Annotated in this window: 9 protein-coding genes and 1 pseudogene; all 10 read left to right on the top strand. The window is 34.6% G+C overall.

Annotation, left to right across the window (positions count from 1 at the left end):
- Positions 1-54: 54 nt before the first annotated feature.
- The 10 genes and pseudogenes from EGN73_RS21990 to EGN73_RS21940 all read left to right on the top strand — a co-directional run bounded on the left by EGN73_RS21990 (position 55) and on the right by EGN73_RS21940 (position 13,440).
- Positions 55-1,232 (top strand): IS3 family transposase gene (locus tag EGN73_RS21990; RefSeq protein ID WP_219294270.1). Its coding sequence is split into 2 segments (ribosomal slippage): positions 55-325 and positions 325-1,232, totalling 1,179 coding nucleotides; the frame shifts between segments, so codons are not numbered across the junction.
- Between the two features lie 652 nt (positions 1,233-1,884).
- Positions 1,885-3,888: an ATP-dependent nuclease gene (locus EGN73_RS21985; RefSeq protein WP_219294269.1), complete on the top strand. Its 2,004-nt coding sequence runs from the start codon at positions 1,885-1,887 to the stop codon at positions 3,886-3,888.
- Positions 3,878-5,686, top strand: coding sequence for an ATP-dependent helicase (locus EGN73_RS21980; RefSeq protein WP_219294268.1), 1,809 nt, complete (start codon positions 3,878-3,880; stop codon positions 5,684-5,686). The genes EGN73_RS21985 and EGN73_RS21980 overlap by 11 nt, the downstream gene beginning before the upstream one ends.
- A gap of 1,093 nt (positions 5,687-6,779) precedes the next feature.
- Positions 6,780-7,109: a hypothetical protein gene (locus EGN73_RS21975; protein ID WP_219294267.1), complete on the top strand. Its 330-nt coding sequence runs from the start codon at positions 6,780-6,782 to the stop codon at positions 7,107-7,109.
- Complete coding sequence (locus tag EGN73_RS21970; protein WP_219294266.1) at positions 7,093-7,326, top strand: hypothetical protein; 234 nt, start codon at positions 7,093-7,095, stop codon at positions 7,324-7,326. Before EGN73_RS21975 ends, EGN73_RS21970 begins: the two co-directional genes overlap by 17 nt.
- A gap of 228 nt (positions 7,327-7,554) precedes the next feature.
- Positions 7,555-8,931: an ApeA N-terminal domain 1-containing protein gene (locus tag EGN73_RS21965; RefSeq protein WP_219294265.1), complete on the top strand. Its 1,377-nt coding sequence runs from the start codon at positions 7,555-7,557 to the stop codon at positions 8,929-8,931.
- Positions 8,932-9,202: 271 nt separating this feature from the next.
- Positions 9,203-9,967: a DUF6577 family protein gene (locus EGN73_RS21960; RefSeq protein ID WP_219294264.1), complete on the top strand. Its 765-nt coding sequence runs from the start codon at positions 9,203-9,205 to the stop codon at positions 9,965-9,967.
- Positions 9,964-11,073, top strand: a pseudogene (locus EGN73_RS21950) (nucleotidyl transferase AbiEii/AbiGii toxin family protein). Before EGN73_RS21960 ends, EGN73_RS21950 begins: the two are co-directional and overlap by 4 nt.
- Positions 11,074-11,503: 430 nt before the next feature.
- Positions 11,504-12,802, top strand: a complete 1,299-nt coding sequence (locus tag EGN73_RS21945; protein WP_219294257.1) for an AAA family ATPase — start codon at positions 11,504-11,506, stop codon at positions 12,800-12,802.
- Entirely contained in the window at positions 12,799-13,440 is a 642-nt protein-coding gene (locus tag EGN73_RS21940) for an RloB family protein (RefSeq protein ID WP_219294255.1), read from the top strand. The genes EGN73_RS21945 and EGN73_RS21940 overlap by 4 nt, the downstream gene beginning before the upstream one ends.
- Positions 13,441-13,658: the final 218 nt, after the last annotated feature.

The following is a 13,658-nucleotide window of genomic DNA, read 5'->3' as shown; positions in this document are numbered from 1 at the left end:
TGGATCTGCTACATTTGATTGGACATTAAGTTAAGCTCGATTAACTTAGTAGATATGGAAAAGAAAAAAAGAAGGTCATTCGATAAATCCTTCAAGTTAATGGTTGTTGAATTATACCGTAATGGAAAGACATCAACTGAAATTAGCGAGGAACTTGGTATTGGTTCTGATCTTGTCAGACGTTGGAGCAGGGAATTTTCTGTAAGCGGACAGTCCAGCTTTTCTGGTAACGGGAATCCAGTTCTTACCCCAGAGCAGAGAGAGATCTCAGAGCTTAAGAAAGCCTTGAAAGACGCACAGATTGAACGTGATATCCTAAAAAAGGCAGTAAGCATCTTCTCCAGGAGCGACAACAAATATTCAGGTTCATAAATGACAATCAGAACCAATTTGCTGTTGAGAAGATGTGCCATGTCTTAGGAGTCAGTAGAAGTGGATATTATGAATGGTTAAACCGTAAGCCTTCCAAAAGAGCTATGGAAAACCAAGTCCTTAAAGAAGAAATAAAATCCTTGTACGAACTGAGCAAGGGCCGTTCCGGTAGTCCAAAACTTACAATAGATCTCAGGGATAGGGGAATCTTTGTATCACGTCCCAGAGTAGCCAGAATTATGAAGAAAATGGGGATAAGGAGTATTATTTCCAAGAAATTCAAAGTTGTAACAACTGATTCAGATCATTCATTCAGCATATCCCCGAATCTTCTGGAAAGGGATTTTACAGCGGAAAGGAAAGGACAGAAATGGGTGTCAGACATCACTTATGTCAGGACTTTACAGGGTTGGTTATATCTGACTATTATCATGGATCTCTACGACAGAAAGATAATCGGATGGTCCATGAGCCATGGTATGGATGCAGAGTCAACTGTAATAGCAGCATTTAAAATGGCAATAAAGAACAGACCTGTCAATCCATTTGAACTGATCTTTCATTCTGACAGAGGTGTCCAATATGCCTGTAATCAATTCAGAGCTTATTTAGGCCGTTACAACATCAGCCAGAGTATGAGCAGAAAAGGAAATTGCTGGGACAATGCTGTGGCTGAGAACTTCTTTAAAATAATCAAATCTGAAATGGTATATCATTCTTTATTTAAAACAATACCCGAGGCAAAGGTTGCAATATTTGAATTTATAGAAATTTGGTACAACAAAAAAAGGAAGCATTCTTATTTGAAGTATATGACTCCTGAACAGTTTGAAAACTTAAATCAAAAAATAGCAGCTTAATATGTTGTCCAGTTTTTTGTTGCAAATCCAAACCCAGACATTAATGACTTGGCTACAATTCCAATTACAAAGGTTAATCTGACTCGTTTAATTGAGAATATTGAAAAAGAGAATAAAGAACTTGCGAATGCCTTACAAATTTGGAAATAAAAGCTGTGCCTAACATTTAAGGGCTAAACCGAAGTGGAGCGTAGCGGAATTTCGGAATTAGCCCCTGTTGCCCTTTTGGTTCAAGACTTAGTCTTGGACCCTTATCCTCGCAGTCTTAGACTGCTGATTCTTCTAAAGTCTTAGACTTTAAATGCCAAAGGCTCCGGATTCCGGGGCTTTTTTGTTTTATGTAGGTGAAATTACCCTGTACAGGGTATTTTATGGGTGGGAGGAAATGGGTAGGTTTGGTGATTGGCAAATATCAGCAATATTGTTGATAGCATGCCAACTTGGAGTGCTATCCGCTATTGTGAAAAGTGATTGTTAGCGTTCATGTTAAAAAACCGACAAAACGTAGATTAAACCGATGATGAGAAGCCAACGCACAAATAGCACATTTGCAAGCTCCAGCGCACAAGCTGATTCTACAGCTTGGAAAAGAGCTATTCTTTTCCACACCCACGATTTCAGATATTAATCAAAAACTACCTAAGATAAAATCATGTATTTAGAAACATTAAGCATCAAAAAATTTCGGTCAATTAATGACATCACCTTAGAATTTAATAAAGGAGTTAACATTATTATCGGAGAAAATAATGCAGGTAAGTCAGCAATTATAGATGCTTTGCGTATTTGCTTAAGTATAGGAAAACAATGGCGAGATATTGGGATAAGAAATGACGAAGACTTTTATATTGACACGACAGAAATTTCAGATGAATTAGAGCCTATAGAATTTGACCTGATTTTTAAAATTGAGGATGCACAGGATAGGTTTTATTTTAATTCAATGGTGTTTCAAGATGCTGATAATCCAGATGACCAGAATATACAAATCCATTTCAAATATTTTTTAGATACAAATGAGAAAGGGAACAAAGTATTAAGATGGAGTATTTGGGGTGGCGAACTCGAAGGACAGCCAGTAAAACCAGAAGAAGCACAACAAATATATTATTCATATTTAGCTCCCTTAAGAAATGCAGAACAAGAACTTAAACCATATGCCAGAGAAAATAAGGTAACATCATTATTCAAAGAAATTACAAAATATTTGAAAAATGGAGAAGGAGAACCCGAAGAGGTTAATCTGGATATGGCTAAGAAAACTGAACTAGCTCAGAAACTAGAAAATGTAATTAATGATGAGGATTGGACAGGTCTTATAAAGACTGGAGAAAATTCAATTAATGAGCATTTAGAAAAATCAGATATTAATTCAAAAACTTCAAAAATTAATCTGAGATTTCTAGAATATAAGTATGATAACATTGTAAAGGGTGTACTAACGAGAAAATCAGTCTATTCTGATGAACTAATTGGAGAAGAATTATTTAAACAAAAATATTTTGATATTTCTCAAAATGGCTTAGGAGAAAATAACTTGATACTTGCCTCTGCTGTATTAGGTGATATCGAAAATCGCAGAAAAGAAAAGATTGAGCATTATTATGCATTATTAATTGAAGAGCCAGAAGCACATCTCCATCCGCACAAACAAAATACATTTTTCAACTATTTAAACCATCTACAAGACTTTGGTGCACAAATATTCATCACATCTCATTCTCCAACGATAACCGCAAAATCAAAACTTGATAATTTAATTATTTTACAAAAAACACCTAACAATATTGCTTCGTTTACAGTAAAAAATTCTGAATTAGACACAAAGAATAAATCATATTTGCGGAAGTTTCTGGATGTAACAAAATCTCAATTGTTTTTTGCGAACGGAGTGATTATAGTTGAAGGTATATCTGAAGCTTTGTTACTACCTTCTTTTGCTAAGGTTGTAAATGCTTCATATGACATAGATAAAAATGGTATTGAAATCGTCAATATAAATGGTGTCGCTTTTGAACCTTTTGCCAAACTTTTTAATTCTGACGCATCCAATAAAAGATTAAATTCTCGTTGCTCTATTCTTACTGATGATGATAAAGGACAAATATCGCCAAAGCATTTTATCGATGCAGACCAAGAAATTACTAAAGTAGAGGCTAAAAAGATACATCATATTCTTAAAGGTGAGGAAATTATTGATTCAACTAATAGAATTGTGAATTTTATTGCCGAGGATGATTTAAACTTAGGTTATTATCAGGAGAAAGAAGCTTTTATAAAACAAGTGTTAGATGAACGATTCAATAAAATCTCAGATAGAGCAAAAGTTGCTACAGAACTTTCAGCAGGAAATCTAAAAGTAGAGCTTGCAAGTAATACTTTTGAATATGAATTAATGGTTGCTGATAGTTTTAATTGTTGGTTAATAAGGTTGATATACATGAAAATGCACCCTCAAACGTTTTTTTGTTCAGCAACCTCTTCTATTGAAATGAAAGCACATGATATATTAAGTAAGTTGAACTCAAACAAAGACAAGTCTGCACTAGCAGAAAATTTAGCTTATTTCTTAGATAACAGTACCCAAATTCAAGAAAGATTTAAAGTTCCTACTTATATTGAAAGAGCTCTGAATTGGGTAATTCTTGGAGTTTAATATGTATAGTCATTTATCAGATAGTCAAAATGAGATATTAAATTACGATACTGGTTGTGTCGTTGTAAAAGCATGTCCTGGTAGTGGAAAGACTTACTCCGTTGCAGCTAGAATGTCAAAGCTATTTTCACAAAAAGAATTTAAACATAAAGGAATAGCGGCTCTATCTTTTACAAATGTGGCTTGTGAAGAGATTGCAGATAAATTAAAAGTAGATTTTGATGTTAAACAAAAAATTGGCTACCCTCATTTTCTAGGGACACTTGACAGTTTCATTAATCAATACATATTCATGCCTTATGGTCATCTAGTCATGGGCTGTAAACAAAGACCTGAATTAGTTGGAGAACCTTACTCTACTTGGAGCATTAATCGTTATGCGAGAGACCCACATCAGTATTTTGATAAAACCACCTTTGATTTCAATGATAATCTAATTATGATTGCCCCACATCAGGCATTTCATTTTAGATGGATTTATCTCAATAAATCGGGAGAGATAAATGGCAATATCCAAAACATAATTAATTCAAAAAATGACCTATTTAGAGTTGGATATGCAAATCAATCAGATGCAAACTACATAGCATTAAAAATATTACAGAAATACCCTCTAATAGCTCAAAACATAGCCAATCAGTTTGAATACTTTATCATTGATGAGGCTCAAGACACTAATGATATTCAAATGGGAGTAATTGACGCACTAAATAATTCAGGTGCAGGAAATTTCATGTTAATAGGTGATAGGGACCAATCCATATTTGAATGGAATAACGCTCGTCCTGAACTCTTTGACGAAAAATATAATCAATGGGAAAAGATTGAGCTAAATGAAAACAGACGCAGCTCTGAGAATATATGTAGATTCATAAACTTCTTATCGTCATTTGATAGAATTAAAGCCGTAACAAAGTCAATTGCCTCCTATGACTATGTACCTTCAATTATTGGGTACAAACCAGAAAAGAAAAAAAGAGGTACACAGGATTGGATTGTAACTCCAGAGGAAAGTAAAAGCAGTTTCGACAAAATAATGTGTTTGTTTTGTGCAACTTGTGAAGAAAATGGGATTGAAATAAATAAAGAAAATGTCGCTATATTATACCGAGGTCAATCTAAATCTCAGTTTCTTGGTGTTCAAAGAGACAAATTTGAGTTTTCAGCTAATCCATGGATACCAAATAATTACCATGTAAAAGATATTGTAAAAGGTAAGCATTTGTACGAAAATGGTGCATTTAAAGAAGGCTATAGATTATTGGAGAAAGGTATAATTGAAGCTGTAAATAAACCTGACGATAAGAACTTCTATTGCACAAACTCATTTGTACAATCCTTAATTGACAGCCATGGAATAAAAGAGCATCGAGATAATTTGTTTGAGCTTATCAAATTAATGCCAACGACCAAACAAAAAACTCTCAATGAGTGGATTAATGAGGCGAATAAACTATTTTCGAAATATAAAATTAAGTTCCAAATAGAAACAGATAATGGGAATATTCAAATTGATGAACTATTTGGAAATAATATGAATCATGGGGATGTTCATCCTTTTTACTTTGGGACAGTCCATTCGGCGAAAGGGAAAACATTTGAAGCTGTTCTATTATTATTAGGTAAAAAAGCAGGTATGAATTATGTAAATATGTTATCTCGTGATTTTGACACATTGAAACCAGCTTATCAAGAAGAATTGAGGATTGTATATGTTGGTATGACCAGACCTCGTAAAGTCCTAATGTTGGCTGTGCCAGAAGATGACGTAGATGAATGGAAAAAGAAATTAAATTAATCAATGCCACGTCAAGCACATTGGCTAGTCGCACATGCAGACACACAACCAAAACCAGCCAAAGAGCTTGCCTGCTAACGCACAGAGCAGATGACATAAATAAAACACGAAACGCTAATCGAGGTACTGTCTTAAATTCCAAGTAATTTTTATAGGTTTTTATTAAATTTTCAACAGCTAAAAGAGGGCTTCAGGCGATTCGTTGCACAGGATTTCATCTACTGTAGGACTGGTTTTCTCTGGTTCTTAGCTTACAAGGTCTGGCTTTGTCTTTCTAGGTTCATTCCAGACTTTTACTTTTTCTGGCATTGATAAATCCCCTCCTCTATTGAGGACCAAAGGATCAGGAATATCATCCCTCCTATTTTAGGGGGTCAAGATCAGCCGGAATATTCAATTGAAATAAAATAACCCGTTAACAACCTTGATTTTTGGTAGATATAATTTATTTTTAGTATTTAATGATTAGTCCCTGTAAAATCGTGAGGATTATTTTGGAAAAAGAAAGTTGAGTACCCCACCTGGAATGTGGAGCAGGAATCGTTCGAGTCACCTATAAAGAACTCCTTCCGGGGAGTTCTTTTCATTCAAAGTTTTGGTGATATTACCCTGTACATGGTATTTTATGGGTGAGGGGGAATTGGTAGGAGATTGGTCTTATACTTTTTGCCTTGATGCAAAAAGTAACAAAAAGATCAAGAATTCCGAAACCTATCAACCCACAAACCAACCGCCGGCCCGGTCGGAATTCGTTCCTCCCCGCAGCACATTTTCTATTCAAGGTTAGAAGTAAAGTTGAGGGTTTGGGTTTTTGGATTTACCGTGCAAGGATCCGGATATTTTTTGATTGTGTTTCTAATAGGAAACTCTCAATTCTTCTACTTTCATTCTATAATGCCAAATATTTTAACAATTTCTTGTCAGTTTATGGTAAAATTACCCTGTACAGGGTATTTTATGAGAGTTGGGAAATGGGTAGGCTTGGGAATTGGGAAATATCTGCAAAAATGTTGAAGGCATACCGTATTGAATTGCTATTCACTATTTTGAGAAGTAATTGTTAGGCAATATTTAAAAACTAATTTAATTTATTATGAGTGTCAAAAATTACCCTATACGTTATGTTATGATTTTATGCTTCACTTTCCTTTCAAGTTTAGCTTATGCGGTAAAGGGGAAAGTTGTGTTTAGAATAAGTGGTTGTGACTATTTCATAGTAGAAACCAATATAGGTTATGCACTTTTAGAGTGGTATGGGGGAAATGACCCTGACAAGGACGATATTATCATTGGAGATTTTGAGTCATATGGGATGAAAGATATTTACAATAATACTACTGATTCAGAATTAAGAGTATGGGTAGAAGATTATTGGTTATCCTGGGAAGATGCATTGGAGAAATTGTATGAAAATTGCGACTGAGAAACTCCAAAACTATTTTGGTGCTTCTTCTCTTTCTGAGGTTTCGGACTTCGGTAAGCTGTGCCACCTCATCCGACCTCATAGCCTCCGTATATGGTTTCCCGCACAGTGGGACAGGCTCTGTTCGTCAGTACAGACACCGCAGTCTGGCTTACTTCATCCCGTACGTACGGGACTTGCCACTTGCTTGGCTTCGGGACGTTACCCCCGCGCTTAAGGGATGCCGTCATTCGTCGGCACAGGCATTTCACCCGTTGGAACGGTCAACTTTTTGACCTATATTCACCATTCAAGGCACACACAGCACCTAAGAAATCATGGGGCGGATTTTCACAAATGCAAAGTATATACCTCGAATTTACCTTTAACTTTGATTCACAGTTAAACGCTTCGAAAGAACCACGTTTCTTAGCCGCGTACCGTTGTGCTTCATTAGTGAATCCTCATGAAATATAATAAGAACTACAAAGGAGAATTTTTCATTGCTGGTGAAGACAAAAACATCGTCTTTGGGGTTTTGAAATTTCTCAATGGCACAGCATACATCGATCTATTTGGACATTTTTATTCAAGAAAGAACCACAAGTCAACTGTTGAAATAATTTATGGCCATTTGGATAATGGCGAATCTTGTATTTTTTGTAATTGTACTCTAAAACCACCTCATCCTTTTCATAGGACGAACTTTGTCAACTTTGATTATTTCATTTATGCTCCTACTCATATAATAACTAGGGATTCAGGTAAGAAGATAGAATTCAATGCAATTAACTTCCGATTGGATTATCTAACTAGTTGGACTGGACTTGATTTTTTCGAATCATTTTATGAAGGAGATAAAATTGCAGGTGTTAAAAGAATTGTTCAGAATTTGGATGATTTGATTCTATACAACGATGACAACTATGAATTAAGGATTACTCACGCCCATACAGTCCCAATAATCAACCCATACTCAAATTACACTCTTGAACAGGAATCATGGCTCTATTGCGATTTGAAGGGGACTCTTAATTTTCATGAAATTTTCGATTTCCTTCTAGAAATTGAGCAGCTGTTTATTCTTATGATGGGAACAAACACAGTTATAACTACTCCCATTACTCTTTATTCAACTGAAGAAAAAAGTCACTATTGTTATCGAAACACTAGAAACGTTCGATTTGAACCTTTAAACAATAGCGAATCCAACCCGCTCACTCACGAATTCTTCATAGACCTAAATTCTTTAAAAGATCAGACTGAATTGAAATCCTTCTTTGAATCCTGGAAAAAAGTGAGACTAAAATACGAGTATTCGGTTCTAAAAATTGTGGAGTCATTATCGAATACTTCAAAAAATCATGAAAGTACCTTTTTGAACTTGGTCTTTGCATTGGAAAAGCTGATAGAAAAAGATATGCCTTCAAAGAATGATGTGAAGGAACTATCAAATAAAGATGAAAGGCACATTGCTATTTTGGAAAGGGAAAACATTCCTAAGAATACAATCAATTATCTGAAAGCCAAGATTAAGAAAGTAAATAGGAGAACTTTGAAGGATAAAGTTTCAGATTATCTCAAAGAGTACGAAAAACACTCTTTAGAGCTTTGGAAGCTAGATTACGATCTTTTCATTAATAAATTAGTGGATAGTCGCAATCATTTAGCTCACCTCTGTAACAAATGTGAATATCGAATGGAACTCAAGGAGTACCCGAATTTCAACAGGGGCTTACTTAAAATCTTGCTGGTAATTCTTTTTAACAAATTGGGTATCGGCTCAGAATACACAATGAAAGTAGTTAACAGAAATCAACTATTGGAGTTAAAGGAAAAATGAACGAAAGCACAATCGAGGTACTGTCTTAAATTCCAAGTAATTTTTAAAGGTTTTTATTTGAAAATTTCTGCCAACACACATTTGCAAGTCTTGCGTTTTTGGCTGTGGGAAAAATACAGCCAAATGCCGCTCGGCCTACTGCAAGCTTGCAAAAGAGCCAAATCTTCCATCCCTCAGGATTTCCAATTTTTACCAATATTTTAATTTACTGGCATTTTTTTGATTTCAAATATTCGCCAAAATTTTGTAGTTTTGGCAAAAATTGGAATTAATGCCGAAAATCATAGAAAATAAACTGATTGAAGAATTTAAGGGCAGAGAGTCTTTCACCAGGCAAGATCTCTTTGAATTCTATCGACATTTAGAACCCGACCTAAAAGAAGGGACTTTCGGATGGAGAATCTATGACTTAAAAAATAAAAACATTATCAGATCGCTCAAGAGAGGTCTTTATGCCATTTCATATAAACCCAAATACAAACCTGAAATATCCCAAGAACTCATTAAGCTTGCTAAAAAGGTTACTTACAAATTTGAGGACACCAAACATTGTTTGTGGGAAACGAAGTGGTTAAATGAATTTTCACAACATCAGACAAGCAAAAAAATTATACTCATTGATATTGAAAAGAACTTCATTGAATCTTTGTACTATGAACTAAAAGACTCATCAAAAAATGAGCTTTTCCTTAACCCCGATGATAAGGCTATTGAATTTTACATCGCTGAGAGTGAACATCCTGTTGTAATCAAAAAGCTAATTACCCGTTCGCCAATTGCAAGAAGAACCGAGAAAAAACTAAAGGTCTATACGCCTCTTTTGGAAAAAATATTGGTCGATTTATTTACGGAAGAAAAACTATTCTACTATCTACATGGATCTGAGTTGATACATATCTATGAAAATGCAATAAGTAAATATGCAATCAACTTTACTAAACTGTTCAGCTATGCGAAAAGGAGAGATAGAGAACAGGAAATAAAACAGTTTATGACAAATCACATGTATTACCTTGTAAAAGACATTATCGAATGATAAGAGAGCAGTGTTTCACAGAAGAGTGGTTGGACGGCTTCAAAAAGCAAAAAAATCACAAACGGATTGATAAGATTATCTTGGAGAAAATGATCTATGCCCTCCATCTGTTAGAACAGCTCAAAGCCAATGGTCTTAATTTTATTTTCAAAGGAGGTACAAGCCTTGTGTTATTATTGGAAGAAGACAATCGTTTTTCAATTGATATTGATATCATTTGTAAGGTCGAGCGAGAAACGCTTGAGTCTATTCTTCAAAAAGTTATTGAAACATCTAAATTCTAGGGTTACGACCCAGATGAACATCGGAGTTATAAGCCGGGAATTCCAAAAGCACATTATAAATTTTTCTTTGATACAAAAATGCAAGGATCCGGTACCATCTTGCTGGATGTATTGATTGAAGATTCAATCTATCCGGAGCTGATTGAAAAACCCATTAAAACTAAGTGGATAGAAACAGAAAAACTATTTACGGTACACCTACCATCCATTGATTCCATAACTGGCGACAAGCTCACCGCTTTTGCCCCGAACACTATTGGAATTCCATATTTCAAAGGAAAAGACAATCAGCCATTCTCCATGGAAATCTGTAAGCAACTATTTGATTTAAGCAAATTATTCGAACAGATTCAAAACATGAAAATTGTGGCTGCAAGCTTTAACGCCTTTGCAGAACATGAAATCGCCTATAGAAAAAATGAAGATTCAATAAGAACCCTAACCCCTGAAATTGTCTTGCAAGACACCATTGATACTTGCCTAATCATTGCGAAACGTGGTAGCGGTACGAAAGATGAGCAAGCAAAGTTTGCAGAACTGCAAAAGGGAATCCGTGCTTTTGGCACTGGATTTCTAATGAGTGGAAATTTCAGGATTGACGATGCTATTTCTGCTTCGGCCCGCATTGCATATTTAGCAACCAAACTTCTACTGAATGATCTAAGCCCAATAGGTTATTTTGATGGTCAAGAAATAAAATCCCTTAGCATTGAAAACCAGGAATGGAATTTTCTAAACAAATTAAAGAGACAGCCGGATAAATCCTCCTTTTACTACTGGTATCAAACTGTGCAACTTCTAAATACCAGCAAGAATGAATAAAAGGAGGCTTTCTGAATCGGACATAAAGGCTAAATCAAGGTACTGTATTAAATACCAAGTAATTTTTTAAAGGTATTTATAAAATTTACAATAGCGAAAAGAGTGTATCAGGCGATCCGTTGTACGGAAGTTCATCTACTGGAGGGTTGGTTTTCTCAGGTGCTAAGCTTACAAGATCTGACTTTTGCTCTCGCGGGAAGAAAGGCATCCGTATTTCATACTATAAGACATTGAGACAACTTTAATTGTAATCTGAATTCAGTGTATAGAGCGGGTGTTCGAGTCCCCCACTTCCCACCTTTTTAATAAAGTAAACACCTCTCAATTATTAAATTTTGTAATCGGATTACATTTTAGACGTAAAAAATCCGTTTTTCACTTTTTTTTATCCGTATATTTGCAGTCAACTTACAACATTAAGATAAAAAAAATGATTGTCAACTTTAGTATTCAAAATTTTGGTTCAATAAAAGACAAGCAAACTCTTTCTTTTGAGGCAGACAAATCGACACACCTTGAAGACGCTTATATCGTGAATTTTGGTGGACAGAGAATTTTAAAGCTTGCCTTGATTTATGGAGCAAACGCATCTGGAAAAACAACAATTTTGAAAGCTCTTAATTTTTTAAGAGACATTGTTCTTGAACCAGAGCGTAAAAAAACTAATGAATTAGACTTTAATCCTTTTTTGTTTGACCCAAAAACACCTAAGCAGAACTCAATTATTTCTATTGAGTTTTTTCATAATGACATTAAATACTTTTACGAAGTAGAATTTTTCAAGAAAGCCATTGTGACTGAGGAGTTATATTTTCACAACCCTAATAAAGCTAATGTTTTTAAAAGAAAAACTAATTTGTTGAATCAGTTTACTGAAATATCATTTGGAAGTAAAATTTCGACAGATAAGGTTTTTGAAAAAACACTTGAAGCTAATACGCTTTGGAACAATACTGTTCTTGGTGGATATTTAAAAACCAATATTGATCTCAGAGAATTACAGGAAGTTATTGATTGGTTTGAAAATTATCTAAGGCCATTGGTTTATACACGAACTGAATTAGAAGGATTTGTTACTTCACGAATTGAAAGTAAAGAAATTTCTAAAGCTGATGTTATAACAATATTAAAGAAAGCCGACTTTAATATTTCGGATATCGTTATTGAAGAGAAAGAAGAAAATATACCTGATGGTTTAATTGAGTTTTTGAAAAGGCAAGTTAAAGAGCATAGTGATAAGGTTAAGGAATTAGAAGAAAAAGGCAAGGTAACAGCCGTAAATGTTGAATTTGAACATACAGTAAATAACTCTAAATACACCTTACCTTTAGAATTTGAATCGCAAGGAACAAGGCGTTACTATGGATTTGCGGGCTTATTGGCTTTGTTAATCAAAAACTCTACAGCCTTTCCAATTGATGAGTTAGAAGCTTCATTACACCCTGATTTATATTTACATTTTATTCTTTCTTTTCTTTTGAATTCTAAAAATTCTCAAATCATTGCAACCACCCACAATAGAGAAATTTTAGATAATAAAGATATTTTCAGAAATGATGCAATATGGTTTACAGACAAACAAGAAAGTTGTTCGACTGAGCTTTATTCATTGACTGATTTTGATAGCTCTGTTGTAAGAAATACTACAAATATTTTAAACGCTTACAAAAGCGGTAAATTAAGTGGAACACCTAATTTGGGCGACACTTTCATTGATTTAAGTCTATGAGAAAGCCCAAGAAGATTATACACAAAATTAATCCTTCTTTCGCTCTTGTAGTGGATGGAGAAACAGAAGTTTGGTATTTGCAAATGCTAAAGAGAAACGAACGGGATATTCGTGTTAGTATAAAACCCGAAATCCCAAACAAAAAAAGCTTGGAAGAACAGTACAATTTAGTTTGTGATTTATCGGGCAAAGAATTTACAAAAGTTTTTTGGATAATTGACCTAGATACCCTTATCAAGGAAGATAATGAAGCTCCAAAAGGCAAAAAATCACCACTTAAAACATTTGAAGAATACAGAACCGACCTCATTAAAAACTATACAAACGTTGTTGTTATTGTAAATAATCCATGTATTGAGTTTTGGTTCCTACTCCATTTTGAAAAAACATCAAAATACTTCGGCACTTGTTCAAGTGCAGAAACACAACTAAAAAAACACTTGAAGAATTACGAAAAGACACAAAAATTCTTCACGAAACAAAATGATGACATTTATTTAAAATTAAAACCAAAATTAAAACAAGCTATAGATAATTCTTTTGCTCTTGGAAATTTTGACAATGAAAACCCTAAGAAAGCAATGTGCGAAATGGGTTTATTATTTAAGTCAGACGAATTAAAAAAGCACTTTGAATAGAAAGCCGAACCTCCAACATTTAGCACACTTGCCAAATGCCCTCGAAAAAAATCCCTGATTGATGCATTCATCTATCAGGGATTTTGGTTAGTGGCTGCTGACTGACATCCGCAGGTTGAAAAGCTTGCTAGGTGGAATAGTAGGCTGGTTGGTGGATTTTAGGAAGTCCTCCCCTCCCTTTCTCTCCTCAATAAAAGTAGTGGATTCTTGGACTTTTG

It is taken from the genome of Arthrospiribacter ruber (assembly GCF_019343195.1).
Lineage (GTDB): Bacteria > Bacteroidota > Bacteroidia > Cytophagales > Cyclobacteriaceae > Arthrospiribacter > Arthrospiribacter ruber.
The sequence above is the reverse complement of the archived record's forward strand: the minus strand, read 5'-3'. Positions and strand labels throughout refer to the sequence as shown.